The 25,566-nt window shown below is 64.6% G+C and carries 24 protein-coding genes and 1 pseudogene; 10 read left to right on the top strand and 15 right to left on the bottom strand.

The features are described from left to right. Positions 1–7 precede the first annotated feature (7 nt). The 3 genes from K4G53_RS06090 to K4G53_RS06080 are packed head-to-tail and all read left to right on the top strand — an operon-like array spanning position 8 to position 2,911. Complete coding sequence (locus K4G53_RS06090; RefSeq protein ID WP_221384782.1) at positions 8–889, top strand: carbohydrate ABC transporter permease; 882 nt, start codon at positions 8–10, stop codon at positions 887–889. Then, entirely contained in the window at positions 886–1,791 is a 906-nt protein-coding gene (locus K4G53_RS06085) for a carbohydrate ABC transporter permease (RefSeq protein WP_221384581.1), read from the top strand. Before K4G53_RS06090 ends, K4G53_RS06085 begins: the two co-directional genes overlap by 4 nt. Before the next feature lie 37 nt (positions 1,792–1,828). Beyond that, positions 1,829–2,911: a LacI family DNA-binding transcriptional regulator gene (locus K4G53_RS06080; RefSeq protein ID WP_221384580.1), complete on the top strand. Its 1,083-nt coding sequence runs from the start codon at positions 1,829–1,831 to the stop codon at positions 2,909–2,911. 11 nt (positions 2,912–2,922) lie between these two features. On the opposite strand, the gene K4G53_RS06075 is transcribed toward K4G53_RS06080, so the two are convergent. Genes K4G53_RS06075 through K4G53_RS06065 form a run of 3 tightly spaced genes read right to left on the bottom strand, consistent with a single transcriptional unit; the run spans position 2,923 to position 6,419 of the window. Continuing rightward, positions 2,923–3,918 carry a ribokinase gene (locus K4G53_RS06075; RefSeq protein WP_221384579.1) on the bottom strand — a complete coding sequence of 332 codons (996 nt, stop codon included), beginning with the start codon at positions 3,916–3,918 and terminating at the stop codon, positions 2,923–2,925. Then, positions 3,915–5,345 carry an MFS transporter gene (locus K4G53_RS06070; RefSeq protein ID WP_221384578.1) on the bottom strand — a complete coding sequence of 477 codons (1,431 nt, stop codon included), beginning with the start codon at positions 5,343–5,345 and terminating at the stop codon, positions 3,915–3,917. The genes K4G53_RS06075 and K4G53_RS06070 overlap by 4 nt, the downstream gene beginning before the upstream one ends. Further along, positions 5,346–6,419: a nucleoside hydrolase gene (locus K4G53_RS06065; protein WP_221384577.1), complete on the bottom strand. Its 1,074-nt coding sequence runs from the start codon at positions 6,417–6,419 to the stop codon at positions 5,346–5,348. A gap of 217 nt (positions 6,420–6,636) precedes the next feature. Between K4G53_RS06065 and K4G53_RS06060 the strand changes: the two genes are divergently transcribed. Both K4G53_RS06060 and K4G53_RS06055 read left to right on the top strand, forming a co-directional pair. Next, a complete protein-coding gene (locus K4G53_RS06060) occupies positions 6,637–7,623 on the top strand; it encodes a LacI family DNA-binding transcriptional regulator (RefSeq protein ID WP_374226151.1) in 987 nt (328 codons plus the stop codon). A gap of 35 nt (positions 7,624–7,658) precedes the next feature. Continuing rightward, entirely contained in the window at positions 7,659–8,765 is a 1,107-nt protein-coding gene (locus K4G53_RS06055) for a GTP pyrophosphokinase family protein (protein WP_221384575.1), read from the top strand. Position 8,766: 1 nt separating this feature from the next. On the opposite strand, the gene K4G53_RS06050 is transcribed toward K4G53_RS06055, so the two are convergent. The 5 genes from K4G53_RS06050 to K4G53_RS06030 form a co-directional block, all read right to left on the bottom strand. Next, on the bottom strand, positions 8,767–9,642 hold the full coding sequence (locus K4G53_RS06050) for an NAD(P)-dependent oxidoreductase (RefSeq protein ID WP_260323297.1): 876 nt from the start codon (positions 9,640–9,642) through the stop codon (positions 8,767–8,769). 176 nt (positions 9,643–9,818) lie between these two features. After that, a complete protein-coding gene (locus K4G53_RS21265) occupies positions 9,819–10,151 on the bottom strand; it encodes a DUF6510 family protein (RefSeq protein WP_308287830.1) in 333 nt (110 codons plus the stop codon). Further along, positions 10,148–10,885, bottom strand: coding sequence for a ferredoxin reductase (locus K4G53_RS06040; RefSeq protein WP_221384574.1), 738 nt, complete (start codon positions 10,883–10,885; stop codon positions 10,148–10,150). The genes K4G53_RS21265 and K4G53_RS06040 overlap by 4 nt, the downstream gene beginning before the upstream one ends. A gap of 10 nt (positions 10,886–10,895) precedes the next feature. Further along, positions 10,896–11,486, bottom strand: a complete 591-nt coding sequence (locus K4G53_RS06035; protein WP_221384779.1) for a molybdopterin-dependent oxidoreductase — start codon at positions 11,484–11,486, stop codon at positions 10,896–10,898. A gap of 260 nt (positions 11,487–11,746) precedes the next feature. Then, positions 11,747–12,049, bottom strand: coding sequence for a DUF4193 domain-containing protein (locus K4G53_RS06030; RefSeq protein WP_013599278.1), 303 nt, complete (start codon positions 12,047–12,049; stop codon positions 11,747–11,749). A gap of 183 nt (positions 12,050–12,232) precedes the next feature. On the opposite strand from K4G53_RS06030, the gene K4G53_RS06025 reads away from it, so the two are divergent. Further along, positions 12,233–12,799, top strand: coding sequence for a recombinase family protein (locus tag K4G53_RS06025; protein WP_013599279.1), 567 nt, complete (start codon positions 12,233–12,235; stop codon positions 12,797–12,799). 193 nt (positions 12,800–12,992) lie between these two features. Here the strand turns inward: K4G53_RS06025 and K4G53_RS06020 are convergent, their stop codons facing one another. From K4G53_RS06020 to K4G53_RS06005, 5 genes and pseudogenes are all read right to left on the bottom strand, one after another. Beyond that, entirely contained in the window at positions 12,993–13,700 is a 708-nt protein-coding gene (locus tag K4G53_RS06020; RefSeq protein WP_221384573.1) for a hypothetical protein, read from the bottom strand. 1,481 nt (positions 13,701–15,181) lie between these two features. Next, positions 15,182–15,430 (bottom strand): helix-turn-helix domain-containing protein, encoded by a 249-nt coding sequence (locus K4G53_RS21520; RefSeq protein WP_363936611.1) that lies wholly within the window; start codon positions 15,428–15,430, stop codon positions 15,182–15,184. Further along, positions 15,402–15,746: a hypothetical protein gene (locus K4G53_RS06010; protein WP_221384571.1), complete on the bottom strand. Its 345-nt coding sequence runs from the start codon at positions 15,744–15,746 to the stop codon at positions 15,402–15,404. Before K4G53_RS06010 ends, K4G53_RS21520 begins: the two co-directional genes overlap by 29 nt. 60 nt (positions 15,747–15,806) lie before the next feature. Then, positions 15,807–16,031, bottom strand: a pseudogene (locus K4G53_RS21260) (recombinase family protein); the annotation flags it as partial. Between the two features lie 86 nt (positions 16,032–16,117). After that, positions 16,118–17,149 (bottom strand): Lrp/AsnC family transcriptional regulator, encoded by a 1,032-nt coding sequence (locus K4G53_RS06005; RefSeq protein WP_221384570.1) that lies wholly within the window; start codon positions 17,147–17,149, stop codon positions 16,118–16,120. 203 nt (positions 17,150–17,352) lie between these two features. On the opposite strand from K4G53_RS06005, the gene K4G53_RS06000 reads away from it, so the two are divergent. Beyond that, the gene (locus K4G53_RS06000; RefSeq protein ID WP_221384569.1) at positions 17,353–18,915 is read left to right on the top strand and encodes an AbgT family transporter; all 1,563 of its coding nucleotides are present in this window, start codon (positions 17,353–17,355) and stop codon (positions 18,913–18,915) included. 71 nt (positions 18,916–18,986) lie between these two features. Further along, positions 18,987–20,285, top strand: a complete 1,299-nt coding sequence (locus tag K4G53_RS05995; RefSeq protein WP_221384568.1) for an amidohydrolase family protein — start codon at positions 18,987–18,989, stop codon at positions 20,283–20,285. Between the two features lie 240 nt (positions 20,286–20,525). Here the strand turns inward: K4G53_RS05995 and K4G53_RS05990 are convergent, their stop codons facing one another. Further along, the gene (locus tag K4G53_RS05990) at positions 20,526–21,560 is read right to left on the bottom strand and encodes an Lrp/AsnC family transcriptional regulator (RefSeq protein ID WP_221384567.1); all 1,035 of its coding nucleotides are present in this window, start codon (positions 21,558–21,560) and stop codon (positions 20,526–20,528) included. Positions 21,561–21,706: 146 nt separating this feature from the next. Between K4G53_RS05990 and K4G53_RS05985 the strand changes: the two genes are divergently transcribed. Both K4G53_RS05985 and K4G53_RS05980 read left to right on the top strand, forming a co-directional pair. After that, positions 21,707–22,921 carry a M20 family metallopeptidase gene (locus K4G53_RS05985; protein ID WP_374200991.1) on the top strand — a complete coding sequence of 405 codons (1,215 nt, stop codon included), beginning with the start codon at positions 21,707–21,709 and terminating at the stop codon, positions 22,919–22,921. Positions 22,922–23,011: 90 nt separating this feature from the next. Next, on the top strand, positions 23,012–24,322 hold the full coding sequence (locus tag K4G53_RS05980) for an MFS transporter (RefSeq protein ID WP_260323357.1): 1,311 nt from the start codon (positions 23,012–23,014) through the stop codon (positions 24,320–24,322). 491 nt (positions 24,323–24,813) lie between these two features. On the opposite strand, the gene K4G53_RS05975 is transcribed toward K4G53_RS05980, so the two are convergent. Next, positions 24,814–25,548: a FadR/GntR family transcriptional regulator gene (locus tag K4G53_RS05975; protein WP_221384565.1), complete on the bottom strand. Its 735-nt coding sequence runs from the start codon at positions 25,546–25,548 to the stop codon at positions 24,814–24,816. Positions 25,549–25,566 lie beyond the last annotated feature (18 nt).

The raw sequence follows: 25,566 nt of genomic DNA, 5'->3' as shown, positions 1-25,566 counted from the left end.
CACCCGGATGCTTCCCAACAGATCGAGGACCTCGGTCCTGGTCTTCCTGCTCCCGCCGCTGCTGCTCTACGGCGCAGCGGTCCTGTTCCCCATCCTCCAGTCCCTGTTCCTGAGCTTCTTTTCGTGGAACGGCATCAGCGACATGGAGTTCGTGGGCCTGGCCAACTACCTGAGGATGTTCACCGGTGACGACATCTTCTGGCGGGCCTTCGCGAACGCCCTGGTGTACCTGGCCATCTGCCTGGTCCTGCAGCTCGGCGGCGCCCTGGTGGTGGCCAGCCTCCTCACCTCGCTCCGCCGGGGCCGGGAACTGGTCAAGACCCTCTACCTGCTGCCGGCCGTGATCTCCACGGTGGCCATCGCCTTCCTGTTCGTGCGGATCTACTCGCTGGAGCCGGTGGGCCTGCTCAACCAGCTGTTCGCCTGGGTTGGCCTGGGCGGCCTGGAGCGCCCGTGGCTCTCGGACGTGAACACGGTGCTGGCGGCCGTCTCGGCGCCTGAAGGCTGGCGCTTCACGGGGCTCTACATGCTCATCATCTATGCGGCGCTGCTCGCGGTGCCCAAGGAACTGGAGGAGGCGGCGGTGCTGGACGGCGCCTCCCGGTGGACCCTGTTCACCAAGATCCGCTTCCCCTATATCCGCCCGGTCTGGATCACCACCACCATCATGGCCACCACCTACGGCCTGCGCGGCTTCGACATCCCCTACCTGATGACCAACGGCGGCCCGGGACAGTCCTCCGAGCTGCTCACCACCTACATGTACAAGACGGCATTCACCAGCACGGACTTCGGCTACGCGAGCACCATTTCGGTGTTCATCGTGGTCGAGTGCCTCGTGGCCGTCGGCCTCATCCTGTTCCTGCTCAAGCGGAAGGCAGACGCATGACCATCCAGGCAGCCCCGCCCACCCGGCCGCCCGCCGTCGTACCTTCCAGGCCGGCTCCCCGGCGCCGCAAGCGCCGGCCGGACCTGTTCCACACCTTGTCCCGCGTGCTGGTCATGCTGATCGTGATCGTGCAGGTCTACCCGCTCGCCTGGCTGTTCCTGACCAGCCTGCGCAGCGAGCATGACTTCGCCACCGGGGACCCGTTCGCCCTGCCCGGCTCACTCACGTGGGAGAACTACGCCAGGGCGTTTGAGACCGGCAACCTCGGACAGAACATCCTCAACAGCTTCGTGGTGACCATGGGCGCCAACGTCCTGATCGTCCTGCTGGGCATGATGGCCGCCTACGCCATCCAGGTACTCGGGTTCCGGTTCAGCAGACTGGTCCGCGGGCTGTTCCTGATCGGCATCATCGTGCCGGTCCAGATCGCCCTGGTCCCACTGTTCATCGACTACTCGAAGGTGGACCTGCTGGACACCTACCAGTCGATGATCATCCCGCTGGCCGGGTTCTCCCTGCCCATGTCCGTGTACCTGTTCTCTTCGTTCTACGAATACATCCCGAAGGAAACGTACGAGGCCGCGTCCCTGGACGGCGCGGGACCGTACCGGATCTTCGGGCTGATCACGCTGCCGCTGTCCCTGAACACCGTGGTCACCGTGGTGCTGGTCAACAGCATCTTCATTTGGAACGACTTCATCTTCGCCAACACGTTCGTCCTCTCGGAGGAGCTGAAGACCATCCCCTTGGGCCTGCAGAACTACATCGGCGCCATGGGCAAGGTGGACTGGACGGCCACGTTCGCCGCCGTCTGCGTGACGATCACCCCGCTGCTGCTGGTGTTCCTGGTGCTCAACAAGGCCATGATCCAGGGCCTTGAAAGCGGGGCGACCAAGGGATGACACGCCGGCCGCTGGATATACTCCTGAAGGAGGGCAGATGAGTTCAAAGGAGAATGCCGCGGATCAGTCCGCGGCCGGGCCGGGCAGCCCCTCGCCGAAAGCGCCGGAGCGGGCCCATCCGGTGACCCTCCGCGAAGTGGCGGAAGCCGCCGGAGTGTCAACGGCCACTGTGTCCCTGGTGGTCAACAAGAAGAAGGACGCCCGGATCGCGGAGGAAACCCGCCAGCGGGTCAAGGACGCCATCCGCGCCCTGGGCTACCGGCCCAACGCGATGGCGAAGACCCTGGTCAGCGGAACCTCGAAGTTCATTGGGCTGGTGGCCGACGGCGTCGCCACCACCCCTTTCGCCGGCCAGATCATCCACGGCGCCCAGGATGAAGCGTGGAAGCACGGCTACGCGCTCCTGATCGCCAACACCGAGGGGAACAGCGAGCTGGAGCGGGACGCCATCAGCATGATGCTGGAGTACAAGGTGCGGGGGATCCTGTACTCCACGTGGTTCCACCGCCAGACCGATGTCCCCGCACCGCTGCGGGAAGCGGACTTTGTGCTGGTGAACTGCTTCTCCAGCGAGCAGGGGGCACGCGCGGTGGTCCCGGACGAGGTCCAGGGCGGCCGCTCCGCCACGGAAATCCTGCTGGCCCACGGCCACCGGCGGATCGCCTTCATCAACGCCACCATTCCGGCCCCGGCCAAGGACGGGCGGCTGCAGGGGTACCGGAAGGCGCTGGAGAATGCGGGCATCCCGTTCGACCCGGACCTGGTGATGGAGGCTTATCCGGACCAGGAGGGCGGCTACCTGGCTACCGCCGGGTTGCTGAAGCGCGGAGCCTCCGCGGTGTACTGCTACAACGACCGGATGGCGATGGGCCTGTACGACGGCCTGCGCGAACAGGGCCTATCCATCCCGGACGATATGGCGGTGGTGGGCTTCGACAACCAGGAGGTCATCGCCGCTCACCTCCGCCCGCCGCTGTCCACGGTGGCATTGCCGCACTATGAGCTCGGCGCCGCGGGAGTACGGATGCTCCTGGGCATCGATGCTGCCGCCGAGGGGCCGGCCCGCATCCACTGCCCGCCGGTGGAGCGCGCCTCAGTGCAGGTCCGGGCGCACGCTTAGGCTCACATCCACTAGGACGCCCGGAGGCGGCGTTCGACGTCGGCCGCTTCCGGGTATGCCGCCTGGGTGCCTTTGCGGGTGGTCGCCATCGCCGCGGCCACGGAGGCGAACGCGGCGGCATCGGCGAGCGCATCACCAGCGGCCAGCCGCACGGCCACCGCTCCGGTGAAGGCATCCCCGGCGCCGGTGGTGTCCACTGCGGAAACCGTGGTGGGCTGGACGAAGGTGACGCGGCTTTCCGCGGGGGCCTGCGAGTCCAGCACCACGGAACCCTTCGAGCCCAAGGTCACCACAACCTGCTCGATGCCGCGCCCAGCAAACCGCGCCCGCACGGCATCCCAGTTATCGGCGGGCGCGTCGGCCCCCGGAACCGAAGAACCCAGGAACAGCGCGGCCTCGTGGGCGTTCACCAGCAGGACGTCGGTCAACCCGGCCAGCCCTGAGGGAATCTCCGCATACGGCGAGAGGTTCAGCAAAACCTGCGCGCCGGCGTCGTGCCCTGCCTGCGCCGCGGCCAGCACCGTCTCCGTGCCGACTTCCAGGCAGAGGCTCACCACGGCGGCGGCCTCCAGCACATCGGCGGCCTCCGCGACGTCCTTCGGGGACAGCGTCCCGTTGGCACCGGCGGTAATGATGATGTTGTTTTCACCGCCGGCGTCGACGGCGATCACGGCAACACCGGTGGGCTCGCTGGAGGTCCGCACATGCCCTACGTCCACGCCCGCGCCGGCCACGGATGCCAGGAGCATGTCGCCGTGGGGGTCATCGCCCACGGCACCCACCAGGCTCACGTGCCCGCCCAGCCGGCCCGCAGCCACGGCCTGGTTGGCGCTCTTGCCGCCGGGGTTCACGGCGAACCCGTTGCCGTGCACCGTCTCGCCCGGCTGCGGAAGGCGTTCGCAGTAGATCGTCAGGTCGGCATTGAGGGAGCCGACGACGACGATCCGGCCTGTATTGCCGTGAGAAGTGCTGCCGTGAGAAGTGCTGCCGGAAGCCGCGGCACTCATGCGCCCACCTCAGCTTCAACGGGCTTGGGGATCAGCAGCGACGCGGCGAACGCGGCGACGGTCAGGGCAAGGCCGACGAGCACGACGGTGAGGTACGAGGCCTTCGCGTCGCCGAGAGAGGTTGTCGCCACCAGCACGGCGGGCAGGATGAGGAAGCTCAGGCCCGCGCCCAGGTTGAAGGCCCCGGCGTTCATGCCGGGGAGGAAGCCGGGGTTGCCGGCGGGCGAGAGGACAACGCCGAGTCCGTTGAGCATGATGTTGACCGTACCGGCGTACATGATGCCCAGCAAGACCGTGCCGGCGACCATCATCGGCAGGCTGTCCAGGCCCAGGAACGCGACGACGGCGAGCGCGGCGATGCTGCCGAGGAGGCCGATCCGCAGCACCTTGGTGTAGCCGAGGACCGGTGCCAGCTTGCCGCTGAGCGGCCCCACCACCCAGCCAAGCAGGGCGTACGGGGTGAGGATGATCAGCGACATCTCGGTGGGGCCGACGCCGAAGCCGGGAGCGGCGGCTTGCACGTAGGCAGGGACAATGCCGTTGATCACCGCGAAGATGCCGGTCATGGTCAGCGTGGTGGTGAGCAGCGGCGCCCAGGTGGAACGCTGGCGCAGGTGCAGGGTTTCCACCATCGGCTGCGAAGCCCGCTGTTCGGTGCGCCAGAAGGCGAAGAACGCCACGGCTGAAACGAGCACAAGCACCAGGCTAAGGAGCAGCACGCCTGGGTTAAATCCGGCCACCAGCTTGGAGCCTTCGTTCAGGGCGGTCAGCAGGGCGCCCACGGCCACCACAATGAAGAAGACGCCCAGCCAGTCCATGCGGGTTCCGGCCGCAGGCTTGCTTTCGGCGGCGAGGAACAGGATGAGGGCGGTGGCCGCGACGGCCAGGACCACCATGAGCCAGAAGATGCTGCGGAAGCCGAAGTGCTCGGCGAAGTAGCCGCCCACAAACGAATCGACGCCGGCCACACCGCCGTTGACGGCGGTGATGAGGCCCATCAGGGTGCCGTACTTGCGGGGGTTGCTGACGGCGGAGCGCAGCATGATCAGGCAGAGCGGGACGGTGGGGCCGCTCACGCCCTGGATGATGCGGCCCACGAAGAGCCAGGTGACGTCCGGGGCAACGGCCGCGATGACGGAGCCGACGGCCATCAGCAGCATCATGCCCACCAGCACCTTCCTGCGGCCCACGATGTCGCTGAGCCGGGGCAGGAACAGGGAGAACAACGCGGCGGCGGTGAAGAACCAGGTCTGGGAGAGGCCGATGACGGCCTGGTCGGTCTTGAGTTCCTCGCCCATGGTCACCAGGGCGGGGCTGAGCATGGAGGCGTTGAGCTGGAAGGCCACGCAGGCCGCCAGCAGCGCCGTCATGAGGGCGGCGGTGTTGCCGCGGCCGGTCTTGGTTTCAGCCAGGGTTGCGGTCGTCATTTACTTGACCCCTCCTGCGGTGAGCCGGGCACCTTCGTTAAGCTCGACGTCGGACGCGTTGCCTTTGTTGTTCATGTCGCCGGTGCCCGGCTCGCCGATGCGGACCAGCGCGTCGGTGACCAGCTCCCAGAACCGCGCGTGGTCCAGGTCCACGGCCACGCTGGTGTGGCAGTCGGCCGGCGCCGGGGCGCGGAAGTCGGCGACGGTCATGCCCAGGGTGAGGCTGCCCTGGAGTTCGATGTTGACCGGCACTTTGCGGGTGCTGACGATGCCGGGGTCGATGACGTAGGCGACGGCGCAGGGGTCGTGGACGGGCGGGTAGTCGAAGCCCTGGGCGTCCTTGTAGGTGTGGGCGAAGAAGTCCATCAGCTCGGTGACGAATTTAGCCGGCGTGGTGCCGATGGCGGCGATCTTTTCCACGACGTCCGGGGTGGCCAGCGCCTGGTGGGTGAGGTCCAGCCCCACCATCACCACGGGCCACTTCTCGTTGAAGACGATGTGCGCGGCCTCGGGGTCGATGATGATGTTGAACTCGGCCACGGCGCTCCAGTTGCCCACGTGGTAGCCGCCGCCCATGAGGACCACTTCCTTGACGCGGTCCACGATGCGCGGTTCCTTGCGGGCGGCCATGGCGATGTTGGTCAGGCCGGCGGTGGGGACGAGGGTGACGGTGCCGGGTTCGTGCGCCATGACGGTGTCGATGATGAGGTCGACCGCGTGGCGCGGGTCCAGTTCGATTTTCGACGGCGGGAGTTCCGGGCCGTCCATGCCGCTGTCGCCGTGGATGTCCGGCGCGGTTTCGATGCTGCGGACGAGGGGGCGGGGGCAACCGGCGGCGAAGGGGACGCCGGTGATGCCGGCGATGGTGCCGACGGCCAGGGCGTTGCGGGTGACTTTTTCGAGGGTCTGGTTGCCCACCACGGTGGTGACGGCCAGCAGTTCGATGTTGGGGTTGCCGTGTGCCAGCAGGAGGGCCACGGCGTCATCATGGCCGGGGTCGCAGTCCAGGATGATCTTCCGGGGTTCTTGCTGGTTCGCTTGGGGATTGGGTTCCACGATGGTGCTCCACGTCATTGGGGCCTGCCCGGGAGGCAGGGGTTCAGTATTCCGGGAGTGATCATGGCAGGGTTTCGTGCGTTACGTCAAACGCTTAACGCTAGCTTGGCATTGCCGCACGTCAAACGCTTGATGCCCTGCCGCTCCTGGAGAGCCGTGCGGCGACTAGGATCGAAGTATGGATTCCGGGGAACAGGTGCAGCAGCGGGCCCGGCCCCGCCGGATCACGGCAGCCATGGTGGCCGCCCGGGCAGGGGTCTCGGTGGCCACGGTGTCCCTGGTGGCGAACGGAAAGACGGCGGGCCGCGTGTCCGAGGACAACATCTCCCGGGTGCGGGAGGCCATAGCCGAGCTCGGTTACGTGGTGGACGGAATCGGCAGCTCGCTGGCCAAAGGCGTCAGTTCAATCGTGATCCTGGTGGCGCCGGACATTTCCAACCCCTTCTTCGCCAAGGTGATCGGCGGGGTGCGGGAATCGCTGGGGCCGAACTACCAGCTGCTGCTGTCTGTCACGGATTCCGGTGAGTTCCCCAAGGCCGACGACGTCCGGAAGCTGATGTCCCTTCGACCGGCGGGGCTGCTGGTTGACGCGCCGAACGCCGGATTCCTGGCGGACCTGTCCGTTGCAGGCCCGCTCGTCCTGCTGGACGCGCCCGGCCTGGAAAAGTACGCGCCGGCGGTAAACCTGGACGTTGCGCACGGCGCCCGGGAGCTGGCGGCGCACCTGGCCGGAGCGGGCCACGAACGCGTGGCGTACCTGGACAGCGTGACCGGGACGGCCACGTTCACCATCCGCCGGGAGGCCTTCCTGGCTGAGGCCGCCGCGCGGGGAATGGCGGTGGACCCGGACCACATTCCGGCCACCACCATCGACGTCGGCGAGGCGGCCGCTGCGTTCGCCGCAGCCTGGCCGGGCTGGCAGCGCGCGGGGGTAACCGCCGTCGTCTGCGCCACCGACACCCATGCCTACGGTGTGCTGCAGGAAGCGCGCGTGGAGGGGCTCCGCATTCCGGAGGAGCTGGCCGTGGCGGGCTTTGATGACCTGCCCTACTCGGCCACCAGCAGCCCGGGCCTGACGAGTGTGCACCTGCCCGCAGAGTTGCTGGGGCTGAAGGCCGGGGAGCAGCTGCGCCGGCTGATGGAGGGGCAGGCTCTGGCGCAGGAGGAACTGACGCTGGAGAGTTCGCTGGTGGTGCGCGGGTCGACGTCGAGCGAAACGTAAGGCTTCCTGTCGGACCCCCGCCGTAAGCTGGGATCATGCCGAGTAACTGGGAAAGCCTGGACGCGACGCTGCGCGAGTCGGTGCAGCACAACGTGGAGATCTACGAGCGCGTCCGGCCTGCCCTGAAACTGGTTACCCGGGATGTCCTGCTGGTCCTGCGGGACATGCTCAAGGACACCGAGGTGACGCCGCTGTTCGTCACCGGACGGACCAAGACGGTGGAATCGTTCAAGGAGAAGATTTCCCGCACCGAGGAGCCGCTGGAGCCGGGCGGGCCGCGGCTGCTGAAGTTCCCGGATCCGTTCCGGACTCTCAATGACATGGTGGGCATCCGCGTGATCACCAAGCTGCCGGCGGAGAATGCGGCGGTGGCCAACATCATCAAGCGCCAGCGGCAGCTGTTCGACTGCCGCGGCGACCGGGAGAAGGACATCGGATCCATCGAGTCCGGCACGTACGGGTACTCGAGCCGGCACCTGATCCTGCGGACCATCCAGAACGAGGCCGTGAAGGAGTACCAGCAGGTCTTTAACCCGGACCTGCAGCCCAACGGCAGCTACTTTTTTGAGTGCCAGATCCGCACCATCTTCGCCCACGCGTGGAGCGAGATTGAGCACGACATCCGGTTCAAGGCCGAGGACCCCAGGGCCTGGACGCCGCATTTCGACCGGCAGTTCACTGCCACCGCGGCCATGCTGGAGACGGTGGAATCAGCCTTTGCCGACCTGCACGAACGGTACGAGGAAGTGCGAAGCTTCTGGGATACGGAGGGTGAGGGCGCGTTGCCGCTCACGCCGAACCGGATCCGGGATGTTTGGCGCACGCTGCTCCCTCACGTGGACCGCAAGGTGGACGACGACTGGGGCTGGGCCGCAGAACTCCTCGCCGCCCACGGGCTCAACCAGACGGTCCAGCTGGCCGGGCTGCTCAGTGCCAACCGCATCACCGAGGTCCGCAGGGCCCTGGACCACCGCTACTCCCCCGGCCCGGACCGGCTGATGGATGACCTGTTGCTGTGGCAGTACGGCCCCAAGCACATCGACCTCACCGCTGAACCGGCCGACGCCGTCCCGCACCCGCGGCGCGACAGCCTCCTGCGGCGGCTGCGGCAGATCGAGCGGTACCGGCTGACGAAGAAGTAGGCTACCCCGCCTCGTGGCCGCGGCGGAACGCCGTCACGACGGCGGCGAGGTCGTCCCCGCCATGCCCGGCAGCGAGCGCATCGGCGTACAGTCCCGCGACTGCCTGCATGAGGTCCGGGCGGGTTCCGGACTGCTCCATCGCTTCGAGGATGAGCTGGGTGTCCTTCGCGGCACCTTCGAGCGGGAAGCTGGCGGCGAGGTTGCCGCCGAGCATGGCCCGGCCCTTCGTCTGGGCGTACTGGCTGTCCGAGGCGCCGCCGGCGATCGTGTCCAGGAAGAGCTGGGGGTCCAGGCCGAGGCGTGCGGCGAGGTCGATGGACTGCGCTGCGGCCGCGACGAGGGAGACCACCCAGGCGTTCGCCACCAGCTTGAGCCGGTGCCCGTCGCCCGGGCGCTCACCCACCCAGACGGTGCGTGCAGCGATGGCCTCGAAGACCGGTTCAAGAGCGGCGCGTACCCGGCCTGGCCCGGCCGCAAGAATGATGAGCTTGCCCTCCTCCGCGGGCTGCTTGGTCCCCATGACGGGCGCGTCGACGAACTTGATGCCGGCAGCAGCTGCCTGGGCGGCGAGCCGCTCCGTTGCCTCCAGGCCGAGTGTCCCGCTCTGCACCCATACTGATCCTTTCGGCATGGCGGGCAACGCTTCGGCCATGACCTCGGAAACGGCGGCCTCGTCAAAGAGCATGGTCAGGACAACATCTGCGCCCGCGACGGCCTCGGCGGGAGAGTCTGCAATCAGGGCCCCTGCATCTGCCAACGGCTCGGCCCGGTCCCTGTTGCGATTCCAGACCCGCACATCGAAGTCCGCGTTGACGAGGTTGCGCGCCATGCCGGCGCCCATGATCCCGGTTCCCAGGACGGCCACAGTGGTTGTCATGAACTTCTCCCTTTAGATGTCAGACCTTTCCCCTGACTCTACCGGGGGGTGTTGGCGCAGGATGGACAAGGCCTCGCGACGCTTCCGGGTGGCCGAGACCATTGCTTTCGGCGCTACCTTCGGCGCTACCAAGGGGCGAGGAATCCCCCTGACCCGGGTAATGCGGATTCTGCGGCCTATTCGTCGCGGTTGATCTCCAGATAACTGAGGCCGCTCAGATCAAGCCAATATCGGGTTGGTGTTTCCACCAACCTCAGCAGCACGCCCTGGCATTTGCGGCAGCGGACCACAATGCCGGGTGCGTCGGCGAACACCATGGCCTCGCCAAAAGCCCTGACTGAACCGCAATGCCTGCACCGTCCGAGTGCTGCGATGATGTCGATGCGGAACAGTTCCGACAGTGCGCCGGCCGCTGCGTTACCGTCAAGGTCCGCAATCGGATCGTGGAGCGACGCTGCAATATCTTGGTCGTCCGGGTGGGGGACAGCGAAATCGTCAGTGCCGTTCACCGGTTGCCTCCCGTCCCGCCGAACCGTTCGGTCTTTATTGAGTCCGCCGGGTAGCCGGCCATCACCAGCCAATCCGCAACGGTCTCTACGAATACCGTTTGGCCGCAAATGAAAACATCCGGGTTCTCCTCGGGCGGGAAGATCCTGCCCAAAAATGCGTCGGATGTGAGGCGCGCCGGCGGGACTGGCCAGCCCTCCGGCGTCGAGCGCGTATAGATATAGTCGACCATCAGCTTGGCCGATTCCCGGTCCAACCGGGCGAGCTCGTCACGGTAGAGCGAAGTTTCGGGTGATTTGAGGGAATAGAGCAACCTGAAAGGCGACTCGTTGCTGGAAGCCTGATGGGCGCGGATCATCGACATCAACGGCACCACACCTGACCCTCCCCCGATCAACTGCACTCGGTTCCGATTAATCGGCCGCCAAACAAACCAGCCGCCAACGGGGCCGCGGATTTCCAACTTGTCCCCAATGGCCAGGTCCCGGACCAGATAAGGCGACACTTCACCATCGGGCAGCTCGTCGACGGTGATTTCCAGGTGTCCGTCCATACCCGCCGAAGCCACGGAGTAGGAGCGGATCGCGCTGTACCCGTCCTCGGCGGTGAGGCGGATGTCGATGTGCTGGCCGGCCAGGTGTCCCGTCAAGCCATCCACCCGCAGCCTGATGGTCCGGGCTGTGTCATTTTCCGGTACTCCGCCTACGACTTCGGCGACCTGCCATTGGGTGCTCATGGAACGTGCCTCATGAATACCGCTCCTCCCGCCAGGGATTCCCGCGCAGATGGTAGCCATTCGATTCCCAGAAACCGGGAACGTCTTCCCCCGTCAGTTCCAGGCCGTGGATCCATTTGGCGCTTTTCCAGAAATACAGATGCGGCACTAAAAGCCGGGCCGGGCCGCCGTGGGCTCGTTTGAGAGGTTCGCCATCGAATTCCCAGACCACCCAGGCTTTGCCGCCCAAGAGGTCCCACAACGGAACGTTGGTCGTGTATCCGCCGAAGGAATGGGCTGTGGCGAAGTCACTGGTAGTTTCGACGCTTTCGAAAAGGGTGTCCAATGAAACCCCGCGCCACTGTGTTCCCAGTTTTGACCAGCTGGTCACGCAGTGAATGTCCTGGGTGAGTTCCTCCTGGGGCAAGGCCATGAACTCGTTCCAGGTCCAGGAGTGCCGCCGGCCGGTCTCCGCGGCGATGAAGAACTCCCATTCGCCGAGGGGAATAAGCGGAGCAGGCCCTGCCGTCAGTACGGGAAAGTCCTGCGTCTCATGCTGCCCCGGAGGCAGCGCGGGATTCCCGGAGCGGCGTCCACGGAAACCGGAAGAAACCAAACCCATGATGCACCTCCACAGTGGAGCCTCACCCCGGCCTACAACCGATAATGCCCAACGATAGGGCAACGCCTGGACCTGGTCTAGGCACGTACGGGAGTCAGGCCGGGCCGCAGGCACCCGGCGTTGTTGCATCTACATCTACCCGTCCAACCAAAGCGCCGATAATTGATCTTATGTAAAGCTAAAGGCTGCGTATTGCATCGAATGCATCATTTACGGCCTAGTAAAGGGGTTGCAAGCCCGCGGGGTCTGATTCGGGCCCGTCAGCCCTCGCACTCAATGCAGTAGGACCGGCCGTTGTCTTCGCGGGCCAGCTGGGACCGGTGCCGGACCAGGAAGCAGGATGAGCACGTGAACTCGTCCGCTCCCTGCGGGATGACCTGGACGATGAGTTCCTCGGCGACGATCTCGCCGCCAGGGGTCAGGCCTTCGTCCAGGGCGTCGGCTTCATCGAGCTCAGTGACGACGCTGCGGGCATCCGGGGCGCTGGCGGACTTCAGCGCCTCCAGGGAGCTGTCCTGAGATTCCTTGACGTCGGAGCGGACTTCGTCGTAATCGGTAGCCACGTTTGGCGGTTCTCTTTTCTTCTCTGGTGCCGTTTTCTTTCCTGACCAGAGAGCAACGTACACGATGGTCGGCTTGTTCCCCTGCGGGGTTGTCGTCGTGTTGCTGTCATGGGCACGAAGTGTCTTGACGTGTTCGGTATGGACGCTGACACTCGTACTCACAGGTCGAGGATTGGAGGCGCCGTGGACGGTCAGCGCATCGGCTACCTGCGGGTGAGCACCGTGGATCAAAATGAGCTGCGCCAGCTCGATGGCCAGGTCCTGGACAGGGTTTTCACCGACAAAGCTTCCGGCCGGGACACGGCACGGCCGCAGCTGACCGAACTGCTGCGCTTCGTCCGTGACGGCGACACCGTCGTAGTGCACAGCATGGACCGGCTCGCCCGGAACCTCGATGACCTGCGCGCCCTGGTCCAGGGCCTCACTAAACGTGGGGTGCGGGTGGAATTCCTCAAGGAGCAACTCGTCTTCACCGGCGAGGACTCCCCCATGGCCAACCTGATGCTCTCGGTCATGGGTGCCTTCGCTGAATTTGAACGGTCTTTGATTAGGGAACGTCAGCGCGAAGGCATCGCCCTGGCTCAGCAGCGCGGCGTCTACAAGGGCCGGAAGAAGACCCTGACCCCGGAACGGGCAGCCGAACTGGTCCAGCGCGCCGGCACCGGCATCCCCAAAGTCGTCCTCGCCCGTGACTACGGAATCAGCAGGGAAACCGTCTACCAGTATCTACGCCACGCCCGACAGGAATGACCCCGTCCACTCCCCCCGGGACCAGAAGCTCTCTTTGGGCCGTTCGTCAGGACTTTGCCGGATACCGCTGTCGTTCCCAGCCAATCTCAAGGTTGACCCGGCAGTGTTGGACGCGGAACTTCGGCCAACCGCTATTTGGCCGGAGTTTCGCCACTTCCGACCCAATCAGCCTGCAGCAGACAGCCCCTGCGCGTCAGCGGACAAAGGGCGGGACGGATGCATCGTTGAATGGCTCAAACCAGTCCTGGACGTTCATTGGTGCAAAGCCCAACTGCAGGTTCAGCTCAACATCGTTCTCGAAACCATCCATCGCGTTCTGGTAAAGCAGATCGCTGTCCATATCCTCGAACATCTGCTCTTCAAGTGTCCCCCGCCAGTCGTCAGCCAGGTCCAGGTCATACGAGTCCTGAATGACTTCGACCTGGTCAAGAAGGCAGCGCAGCGCCAGCTCCTGGGCGACACAGGAAGGACGGCTCCAGCCGCGGGCCATCGCACCGGTCATGTCCACCGCAATCACGACAAACCGTTGGACGAAGCCAATGTCGTATTTGTGCGCTTGCCCGGGAGGCAACCAGGATAGAACGAAGGTATTGGCGATGTCCTCGCGATCAATGGACTGAAGCTTCCGCAAGCCGGCGAGATCCTCAAAGAGTTGGTCGATCAGGATGATAGAGGCCTCCCAAAGCGCACCCGCCAGAAGCTTCGCCTGGAACAGGCTCCTGTCCCGGCGCTCCTGAGTGATCGATTCCATCCATTCAACGTCATCGGGACCCAGCATGCTGCGCTGCTCCGCCGTCAGATCTTCCAGTCGCGGCTCGAACCCCAACTGCTCCAGGCTCAACCCGGCAAGCCCCTCCCCTACCTGCAGCAGGTGCTCCATATAGTTCTCTTCCTGACTCATGCCCCCCGATGCTACCGGGAGTTGCCGCAGCCTCGACTGCACTCATCGGAGCACACCACCAGCCCGACGGAATCTTTATTATCGGCGTTGAGGACACCCTGGTAGGCACTGTTCGTAGCATTTCTTGTGGCTTGCCAGCCTTGTTGGCGAATTGCCAAACGATCTGGCGAATCTTGCCAGCGAGTTGGCGGAGCGCTGGTGGGATCGCCCGAAAACTTGCACATAGTCAGCTCTGGATCGGGTCGTCGCTTGGCATCGGCACCGGAGACCAAGCCCGAACGACCCTGAAGCCGAGCCTTCGCCAACTCCGATGGCAACGCGCGCTGGCGGCGCTCGGTTCGTACGGGCGCATACTTCGGTCCGCTCGCCTGCACCGTTGCCAGCAAGGGACAGCGCGATTTCACCGCTAGGCCAAGCTCCTCAGCTCGCCAACTGACTGGCAATTTCGCCATCTATCCTGACAAGCCACATTTCTTGTGGCTTGCCAGACTTGTTGGCGAATTGCCAAACGATCTGGCGAATCTTGCCAGCGAGTTGGCGGAGCGCTGGTGAGATCGCCCGAAAACTTGCACATAGTCAGCTCTGGATCGGGTCGTCGCTTGGCATCGGCGCCGGAGACCAAGCCCGAACGACCCTGAAGCCGAGCCTTTCGCCAACTCCGATGGCAACGCGAGCTGGCGGCGCTCTGTTCGTACGGGCGCATACTTCGGTCCGCTCGCCTGCACCGTTGCCAGCAAGGGACAGCGCGATTTCCCCGCTAGGCCAAGCTCCTCAGCTCGCCAACTAACTGGCAATTTCGCCATCTATCCTGACAAGCCACATTTCTTGTGGCTTGCCAGACTTGTTGGCGAATTGCCAAACGATCTGGCGAATCTTGCCAGCGAGTTGGCGGAGCGCTGGTGAGATCGCCCGAAAACTTGCACATAGTCAGCTCTGGATCGGGTCGTCGCTTGGCATCGGCGCCGGAGACCAAGCCCGAACGACCCTGAAGCCGAGCCTTTCGCCAACTCCGATGGCAACGCGAGCTGGTGGCGCTCTGTTCGTGCGGGCGCATACTTCGGTCCGCTCGCCTGCACCGTTGCCAGCAAGGGACAGGGCGATTTCCCCTCTAGGCCAAGCTCCTCAGCTCGCCAACTGACTGGCAATTTCGCCATCTATCCTGACAAGCCACATTTCTGACCGTTGCCAGTGGAAATTGGCACCCGATCGCCGTACGTCTTCTGTGACTAGAAAAGCTCCGTAGCGAGGGATAGCTTCTGGACAACAGCCAGCGGGCCGCGGTGAACGTCTGATGCGAACGCGGGGGCGAACTTGCCAGAGCAAAGGCGACTGGCAATGAATGTACTGAGGAACAGAAAAGTGGAACCTGATATTGGACTAGGACAGCTGTTGCAAAGCACTGAGACCGTCCTAGCTTTGCCTGATCGGTTATTTCCTCCGCGCCCCGGGGCATGGTGGCTGCCAAGAGCCTGATCGTGTGGCTAAGCTTCTGGTGCCACGTCCGCGAGTAAGACCGTTGCCAGCGCCGCGTCCCGCGGTACGTGAAGATCCAGTCCAGTTGCTGCGCGAAGACTCGCCAACCGATTGACCACCGTATTCCGATGGCAATAGAGGGACTCCGCCGCAGCCTTGGTGGATCCGCTCTCTAGAAACATGGTTGCGGTCTCAATGACTCTTGTCCTCTCCTGGAAGGGATGGTCTTCAATCCCTGCGTAAATTGTTCCGCCCATCCCGGGAGCGGCTCGACAGGTGGTCCAAAGCAAGTCTCGGCCAAGCGATCCGCGCGTCGACCAGACAGCGGTCTTTTCTTCCCATCCGAGCGAGAGCCACGGCAGCGGCGAAGTGCGCCGGTACGCTCGACAGCCCCTTGATGGCCCCGATGTACCCTCCATGGACACCGGTATAGAAGGCGATGTCGCCTTCGGCATACTGGCGTCGGAAGATCACGAATACGCCTCCCGATTCGTAGTCGAAGATCGCATCCCTCTCTCGCTGACGCTCGAGGAAACTTTGCAGCAGGGGCATCTCGTCTCCGATCGCCGACACGAGCTCGAAGGTGGCGTCGAGGGGTACCTGAAGGGTACCGGCGATTCCCTCCAGCAGCCCGGGCTGGGGTTCCCCGGTCGGGGATACATGCCGGTCAGGGTCTGGCGGGTGATCCCGAGTTCGGTGCAGAGGGTGCTGACTTGGTTCCGGGCTTGCCCATGGGCGCCAAAGCGAGCCGGAGTTTCGCCGCGGTCATTTTGTAGGGCCTTCCCCATTCCGGCCACGGGCGCAGGCTGACGCGAGGCCGGCGATGGTGCGTTCGGAGATGAGCTCGCGTGCGAACTCCAATGGTCGCCGGCGGACATCCGCTTGTTCATCAGGGTGTTCGTTCCAAGCAAGTCCTGAGCGGGCCAGCATTCTCGTTTTCATGGCTAGTAGGCCATGGGGACTATCTGGCCAAATGTTCCGTCGTCGTTGAGTCTTACGCCGTTGTATTTAAAGGTGCGGAGCACTATACGGCGGTCCTCGATCGCCAGGCCGTCAACGGACTGGAGGAGCTGCCGCTCGACGTGGAGTAGGTCCATGGGGTTGTTTAGCCAGACGACCATGTGGATGTTGTTGGCCCCGGTGACCGATGACATTAGGCGCAGGGCCGGTACCCGGGCGGGGAGTCCTTCACCCAGGGTCGGGACCCGGTCAGGCGGTATTGAGCCCCACAGGATGGCGCTGTAGCTGCGTCCTGATCCTCGTCGGGCGACGTCGCAGCGCACGGTGATGTATTTTCCACCGACCAGTCGGGTAACGCGCCGTGCGGCGGCCACCGGGGATATGCCGGCGACGGCAGCGAGTTCGCGAAGACTGGCGCGGCCATCAGCACTGAGCTCACGCATCAGAGCCTGGTTGGCGGTATCCATTTTTACCGCGGCTCCTTCGCCGGCATTAAATGCTTGCTTATGGAGTTGGGACAGGCTGCGCAGTTTTGCTGCCGGCAGTGCGTGGAAGTGCCACCGGCCGGCGTCGAGGATCTGGCTGGTGACGGAACGCACCGAGTAGTGCAGCACCCCGTCAAGACTGCCGATGGTAGTGAGCAGGAAAGTGGAGAGGCTGTGTTCTGCCGCAGCGATCGTCAACAAAAGATGTGCCGGGCCGGCGATGAACTGGATGGACATGAGCCGCTGGTCCGGAATGAGTTTCTCGACAACGTCCAGGACGCGGTTGTTCTGGCAGGTCAGTTCGACGAACGCCACGTCCATGACCCGCAAAAGTTCTGGCCCCGGTGTGATCGAGACACGGGCGAGTCCAGCACCGGTCAACCGCGCCCATCGTCGCGAAAGCGTCGTGGGGTGAACGTTCAGGACCTCAGCCAGGTCTTCCCATGGCGCACGCGGTGCCACTTGGAGGGCGTTGACTAACTCAATGTCCCGTTCCGCCAAGGGAGAACTATGCTGCACTATTTCTTCCATGGGATTATTTTCCTGCATTTTGGGAAGCATTTTCTTATGGACCGTAGAGTTTGCCTTCGTCCATATGACCCACGCCACATCGGAGAACCAATGGGATTCCCCTCATCATTCCAGTCCGTCGCAAAAGCGGACAAGCAGGTTGCAGTGATACGCCGGGCAGGCCAGGTCGCCTTTTGCCTCCCGAATGCAGGGTCAGCGTTGTGATGGCTCTGAAGACTTCCACGGAGCCGCGCCGCAGACTTGGGGCCCGGATTATCGACGGTGTAGAACGCGCCGGCAACAAGCTGCCTGAGCCTTTCGCCTTGTTCCTCTACTTGCTGTTGGGGGTCGGCATTGTCTCTACGGTTGTGTCATGGTTCGGCGTCAACACGCAGGTTCCCGGCAGCAGCAAGTTGACTCCCGTCAAGGGACTGTTCACCGGCGAGGGCATCGCCTGGCTGATGACCACAGCGGTCGATAACTTCATCTCCTTTCCCCCTCTCGGCGTAGTGGTCACCCTGCTGCTTGCCGTCGGCGTGGCAGAACGCACGGGCCTGCTGCTCACTCTCGTGAAATCGACGCTGGGCCGGGCACCGCGATGGGCCCTGCCGTACGTGATTGCGCTCGTGGCCTTGTGCGCACACATCATGTCTGACGCCTCGATCCTGGTAATTCCGCCGATCGCGGCGCTGGTGTTCAAAGCTGCAGGACGCAACCCGGTCGCCGGGCTGCTGGGATCCTACGCGATCGGCATTGCCGCGTTCAGCTGCACGCCCTTCGTCACGTCGACCGACGCCTTGCTGGCCGGCATCTCGAACGCTGCTGCCGTACCAGTGGCCGGGGCGGTTCTTCCCGTGACGGCGGTGTCCAACCTGGCACTGAACGTGGTGCTATCGGTCGTTCTGACAGTGGCCGGCGGCCTTGTCATCGACAAGATCCTTGAGCCACGCCTGAACCGGATGGGCGTCGGTACCGGCAAGGCAGCCGAACACGACAGAGATGCAGCGGCATCCGCAGCAGTCACCGCACCCGAACGCAGCGCCCTGCGCTGGGCCGGGCTGGCGCTGGTGCTCGTAGTCGCCGGCGTGCTGGCACTGACCCTGCCCGAAGGCTCACCGCTGCGCAACGAGCAAGGCGGGTTCCTGCCGAAATCCCCTCTGCTGAGTTCAGTCATCTTCCTCGTGTTCACCGTCCTGATCGTTCCCTCCATCGTGTACGGGGCCCGATTGCGCAAAATCACTGGGATCCAATCCGTAGTTGAGATGATGGGCCAGTCCGTCAAGGACGCCGTTTCCTTCATCGTGGTGGCCTTCGTCATGGCTCAGTTCCTGGCCCTGTTCACCTGGAGCGGTCTGGCCTCCTGGGTCGCGGTCAACGGCGCCCGAACTCTGCAGGACGTCAACTTCACCGGCTTCGGTGCCGTAATCGCATTCATTGTGGTGGTCTCGTTGCTGAACCTGCTCATCGCGTCGGGTTCCTCGCTGTGGACCCTCATCGCCGCAGTATTCATTCCGATGTTCGCCCTGGTCGGCTATGAAGCCGGGTTTATCCAGGCCGCCTTCCGCGTCGGAGACTCCGCCACCCAGGCCCTCACTCCACTAAACCCCTACCTCGTCATCATCCTCGCCTTCCTCCGAAAATATGAGCCCGACGCCGGCATCGGTTCGATAATCGGCCGGATGCTCCCCTTCACCATCGTGTTCTGGATCCTCTGGGTACTCGTTCTCAGCGCATTCTTCTTCACCGGCACCGGAACCGGGCCGGGCATGGGAATCCTGGTCCGCTGACCGAAACAAAAGACTGCGCCCCTGACGCCAAGAACACCAACCATAATGATGCGACGTAAGGCAGTACTGTGATGCACGAAGCACGACTTCCCCTGACCCCCTCACCCACCGGGGCCGTCCTGAGGCTCACGGGAGCCAGACTCATCGACGGCACCGGCGCAGCACCTGTCGATGACGCAGAAGTAATTATCGACGGTGACCGCATCCTCTATGCCGGCCCACGGCGTGACACCGACGACCATACTGAAGCAACGACCGTGGACCTCAAAGGAAAAACGCTCCTGCCGGGGTTCATCGATACTCACGTCCACCTGTCGCTATCGTTGGAAACGCCCCCGGCACAGCGCGCCGCACGGTTCGAGTCCGAACACGTCCTGGCCGCCGCAGGGATCATCCACGACACCCTCATGGCCGGCATCACCACAGCCAGGGACCTCGGCGGCCTCGACGCCGGCTACCGCAGAGCGATAGCCGGCGGCACCATCCTCGGCCCGCGACTTCATTTGGCGGTTGCTGTGCTCTCCCCCACCGGGGGACACGCCGACACGTGCATGCCCAACGGCGCAAGCAGCATGTCACTGACGGCCTTGATGACCGTAGATTCTGACGACGAAATGCGACGCGCCGTTCGGACGCTGATTCGCTCCGAGGCCGACGTCATCAAGATCTGCACCACAGGCGGCGTCTCCAGCCCTTCGGACACACCCCACGATCTTGGCGTTCCTGAACACCAGATCCGGCTGATAAGGAACGAGACCGCCCGCCGCAGCGGCCAGCCTGTCGCGGCACACGCCCAGGGTGCCGCCGGCATCCTCGAAGCACTGCGTGGAGGGGTTACGAGCATCGAACACGGATATGAGATCGATGCTGAAGCTATCGCGCTCCTGCAGGAGCAGGACGCTTTCCTGGTCCCGACCCTAAGCTCCGCCCTGCGCGTCCCGGACCCCGCGAAGGTCCCGGCCTACCTGTACGAGAAAAAAGTGCTGTGGTCCGGGATCGCCCGCGAACATCTCGGCGCGGCTCTCAAAGCAGGGGTGAAGGTCGCCATGGGCACAGACGCCGGCGTTTGTCCCCACGGCGAGAATTTGAAAGAGCTCGCGTACATGGTTGAACTGGGCCTGTCCCCCATGGATGCCATCGTCGCAGCCACCAAAAACGCGGCGGAACTGATGAGATTGGACGACCACCTTGGCACCCTGCAGGCCGGCAAGCTCGCCGACCTGGTCATAACAGAGATTGACCCGCTAACGGACATCAGCCTGCTCTCAGACCCGACCAACATCGGCGCCATCGTCCAAGGCGGACGATGCGTGAAGGACCTCAAAGGATGGCTCCCCATGCCCGCCGCCTCGACGTTCAACGCCTCCTGAAACTCAGGGAACCACCTCGACGGACTGGACAGGCCCTCATCGAAACACTTATAGACCAACTCCATGGATCGACGACAATCACCGCAGGGACCGGACACCGGGCTCCCACGAGGCGCACTTACTGCGCCCCTCGGCCGGTCACCGGACCGGCCCCGTTACTGGCCGCGGCGGTCTTTGCTGCGGCAAAAACGTCCCGCCACTAGTCGGGGCGGTGCTCCGTCTAATGGTGGGGCCGCGCCCTCAGTGGCGGCGGTGGTCGTGCAGCGGTGGTGCTGGGGGCAGGACCGGGGTGACAATTACTTCGCCGGTGGCGGTGGAATCCTCGTTCAGCATCCATCCCGTACGTTTGTGCGTTCTGACCCCGACGTCGGACTCGATGACTTGCACCGCAGGTGCAGCCTGTTGGAGGCCGGCTTCCACGTCGGCGATGGCACCCGGTGTGCGTAGCCAGAGATAGAACGTCAGATTGGCGTCTCCGGTTGTGGCGGCACAAAGCCTTAAGGTCCGGTAGGAGCGAAGATAACTTACTGCCGCCTCCAGCTGGGCGGGCGGTACGCGCACGTACCATTGGCACCCTATGGGGTAACCGGACCAGTCCTGGGCTAGTTCACAACGCAACGCCAGCAGGCCGGTCTCACATGCCTGGCGCAAGTGTCTTGCAACCGTGGTCGGATGGGTGCCCGTTTCGGCTGCGATCTCGACCGCGGAGGCTCGCCCGTCCCGTGCCAGCACGGTCATTAATTGCGGCAAAGTTGGAGGAGTTGCGCCGGGCGGACGTGTCACGCCGGGATGCAGGGCAGCTATGCGTCGTTGCTGCTCAGGGGACAGCACGTCCAGGCGCCAATTGTTTCCGGCCGAGTAGAGCCTGGTCGCGAGCGTCACTTGGCTGCGCATAATGTCGGGATCGGTGCGCACTATTGGCAGCACGCCCCTGGCCACCTGTTCCCAATTGCGGGTGAGGACGGTCAGCCGGAGGTCCCAGGCCCGGGCCGCTTCCTCCACGGTTCCGATCTCGGGGACAGCGCACAGGCGTTCGAGTACTTCCGCCCGGTGCCCGGAACGGCATTCGAGGCCGATGAAAGTGACACACCCCTGGCCGTCGGCGGTGCCGATATGACCGGTGATCCAGGCCTGTCCTTCCGCGCGGAGCCGTTCCCAGCGGGCGGCAAGGGTTGCCGGATGCCGGCGGAGCACGGATCCGAGCTGGGTCCACGTGGCGCGGGGAGCGAGCTGAAGAGCGTGAATCAGTTCGAGGTCATCAGGAGGAAGCTCCATGCAGGATCCTTCGGTTTTCAGATGGTCGGCTGCAATTTTCTCACGATATCGAGCGTGGGTCAGGGGAAGGCCGTCACACTCAAGGGATCCATTTTCCAGCGAAAGGGCCCGCCGTGGCACGTCCCGCTTCCTCCGCCGACCTGACCATCGCCCTGCGCGATGATGCTGCCGCCCTGGCCGGCGAGATTGCCGACCTTCGCCACCGCCTGCACCGCGAGCCGGAGGTCGGGCTGGACCTTCCGCGCAGCCAGGAAAAAATCCTCGCCGCCCTCGATGGGCTGGGCTATGAGATCACCACGGGCACGGACAGCACGTCTGTGACGGCCGTGCTGCGGGGAGCAGCGGGATCGAACGCCGGAGAATCGGTGCGTCCGGTGGTGTTGCTGCGTGGTGATATGGACGCCTTGCCGGTACAGGAGAAGACAGGTCTTGCGTATGCCTCCGAGGTTCCCGGCGCAATGCACGGCTGTGGCCACGACCTGCACACAGCGATGCTGGTGGGCGCGGCGAACCTGCTCGCGTCCCGGCGGGACCACCTCTCCGGCGACGTCGTCCTGATGTTCCAGCCCGGCGAAGAGGGCTTCGACGGCGCTGGAGTCATGATCCGCGAGGGCGTCCTGGATGCCGCCGGACACCGCCCGGACGCCGCCTACGCACTGCACGTCATGAGCGCCCTCGGCGACAGCGGGGCCTTCCTTTCCCGTCCGGGCCCGGTAATGAGCTCCTCGGACGGGCTGGTCGTGACCGTCCACGGGGCAGGCGGGCACGGCTCGGCACCGTTCGCTGCCAAAGACCCGGTCACGGTCGCCGCCGAAATGGTGCTGGCGCTGCAGTCCATGGTCACCCGCCAGTTCGACGTGTTCGACCCGGTCGTGATTTCCGTCGGCATGCTGCAGGCCGGCACCAAGCGCAATGTCATCCCTGACACGGCCCGCTTCGAAGCCACCATCCGTTCCTTCTCCGCCCAAGCCAAGACACGGCTAAAAACCTCAATTCCGCGGCTGCTGGGAGCCATCGCAGCAGGCCACGGGCTGGAGGTCTCTGTCGACTACATCGAGGAGTACCCGGTGACCCTCAACGACGGAGCCGAGTCCGCCTTCGCGCGACACACTGTCGACGAACTGTTCGGCTCCGAGCGCTACAGCGAGCTGGCCCACCCGCTGGCAGGTTCCGAGGACTTCTCCCGCGTCCTGGCCGAAGTGCCGGGCGCATTCCTGTTCCTCTCCGCCGTCCCCGACGGCACCGACGCCGCCACAGCGGCCTACAATCACTCACCGTTTGCCGTCTTCGACGACGCCGTACTTGCCGACGGAGCCGCACTTTACGCACGTCTTGCCCTCGATCGCCTCGCCTCCGCCTGAGCCTGGCTTACCTTCCCCGCCCCTTCCCAGGAGACTTCCATGTCCACTCCCCGCCCCAAGATGGCCACGCAGGCCGATGGGTCCACCCGCATGAGCCCGCCCCAGCGGTCCCGAATCCTCAAGACGCTGATTGGCACCGGCGCCGGGAACGCCGTCGAATGGTACGACTGGGCCATCTACGCCACGTTCGCCTCCTTCATTGCCTCCCAACTGTTCAGCAAGCAGGACACTTCAAGCGCCTTCCTCGCAACCCTCGCGATCTTCGCCGTCGGGTTTGTCGCACGCCCGCTCGGAGGTTTTATCTTCGGCTGGATCGGCGACAAGGTAGGCCGCAAGGCCTCACTGACGCTCTGCGTCGGTCTGGCCTCGCTCGGCTCCCTGGCGATCGGACTGACCCCCACCTACGACTCGATCGGCGCGGGCGCGTCGGTCATGCTGCTTATCGCACGGCTGATCCAGGGCCTCGCGCATGGCGGGGAGCTTCCGAGCGCCCAAACCTACCTCTCGGAAATGGCACCACCGTCCCGCCGCGGCTACTGGGCATCGCTGATCTACGCTTCGGGCACAGTCGGCATCCTGTTCGGGACCCTGCTGGGCGCAGTCCTCTCCACTGCCATGCCGGAATCGACCATGGCCGCCTACGGCTGGCGCATCCCCTTCCTCCTCGGCGCAGTCTTCGGGCTGGTCGCTCTGGTCATGCGAGCCCGCATGGAAGAGTCCGAACTCTTCGAATCCGGGACCGCCACCCATGACGCTGTCGTCCCCGGCAACCCCACCCCACCCCACAGCAGCCTGTTCACCGATCTGGCCCGGCACTGGCGCCAGGCCCTGCAGGTCATCGGCCTCACCGTCGGCCTGACCGTCGCCTACTATGTCTGGGGCGTCTCAACCCCGGCCTACGCCATCAACGTCCTGAAGATCGACGCAACGGAAGCCCTCTGGGCCGGCGTGGCAGCCAACCTGGTCTTCATCGTGGCCCTGCCCTTGTGGGGCCGGCTCTCAGACCGGATAGGCCGGAAACCGGTCCTCCTGATCAGCGGCATAGGCAGCGCGCTGACCTTCTTCCCCGCCACCTGGTTCGTCCAAAACTCGGCCATGCAACTGGGACTCGCCATGTCTGCCATGCTGGTCTTCATCGCCGCATCCGCCTCCATCATGCCAGCCGTCTACTCGGAACTCTTTCCCACTGCCGTCCGCACCATCGGAGTGGCAATCCCGTACGCACTCTGCGTGGCAGCCTTCGGCGGCACCGCCGCATACCTCCAGGCCGGGTTCAGCATCTGGTTCGGCCCCGGCGGCCCCACCGTTTTCGGGGTGTACACGATCGTCCTGCTGCTGATCGGCGCTGCCACAGCGCTCTCGCTACGCGAAAGCCGCGGCATCGACCTCAGCACCCGCTAGCCAGCGGCCCACACCATTGCCCCTGCCACGATGGCGAGGCGGCACTGCAAGGCATGTCTTAGGGAGGGGAAGGGTTTTCTGAGCTGCGAAACAGTGATTGGCCGGGACCGCCGCTCCCCCGTCCGCCGGGTAGGTTCCGCGCCGGACTCCCGCGGGATAAGTGACTTTCAGCCCCCGAGTGCCGAAGTGCTTGCCTGCCTGTCCACCGTTCAAGGTTCCGTCCGCAGGGGGCTTGCCCGGGGGGCTCCTATCCCCCAGCGCACACACATCGGCCTTCACCCATAAACCACGGACAGCCAAGGACGGGAGCCAGTACGTTGTCCTTGCCGGCGTGATGACTGCCGGCAGCAGGCCGGGCTACATAGGAAGATTTGGCAGAGCTGCAAAAAGACAAGCGCAGAAGGATGCGTCCCATCTGATGGCCCGCTTGCATGCCAGACCGTAACTGACCGGGCAGCTGCGCTTGGCTCGTGACTGCGTCAGCCTGGCCTCTAGGTGGCAGTGGTTTCCTGCGCCTTCTTGTGGAACCATTCGATGTGCTCTTGCAGCAGCCGGGCCGCCAGTTCTCCGTCGCGTGCCTGAACTGCGTCGAAGATGCCGTGGTGCTGGGTCCGGAGTGTGGAAATGACGTCAGGCCAGGCGTCCATGGCGTTCATCGCGCCTTTGACGTAGCCGACGATGGCACCGCTGAGGGATTCCATCATGGTGGCCACCACTGCGTTGCCGGCGAGGGAACTCAGCGCCACATGGAACCTCGCGTCCAGCTCATGGAACGTTTCAAGGTTTATGTCGGGTTGGTCCATGGCGTGCAGTAGTTGAGCGGCCTGCTCCAGGTCTTCCTCGCCACCGGCTCTGTTCGCGCCGGCCCGGGCTGTCCAGGTTTCGAGGAGGATGCGGGTCTCCACGATGTCTGCGACCGGAAGTGTGCTGCTGGCTACGTGCAGCCGCAGTGCGGACGAGAGTCCGGCGGATGGGTCGGAGACGACGATTGCACCAGAGGTGGGTCCCGATCCGACGGAGCTTCGCAGTATTCCCATGGCGTCGAGGACGCGGATTGCTTCGCGGACTGAGGCCCGGGAGATGCCGTAGTTTTCGGCCAGTGTTCGTTCGCCGGGGAGGCGGTCGCCGACCTTGATTTTGCCCGAGCGCAGGTCCGCTTCGATGTCTTTGAGGAGCGCGTCATGGGTGCGGCGGCGTGGGGTTGCTCCTGCTTCAACGGTTGGCACGGGCGGTTCCTTAATGCG

It is taken from the genome of Arthrobacter sp. MAHUQ-56, from assembly GCF_019710585.1.
In the GTDB taxonomy this organism is placed as follows: domain Bacteria; phylum Actinomycetota; class Actinomycetes; order Actinomycetales; family Micrococcaceae; genus Arthrobacter.
Note: the sequence above shows the minus strand (reverse complement) of the source record. Positions and strands in the feature narration are given on the sequence as shown.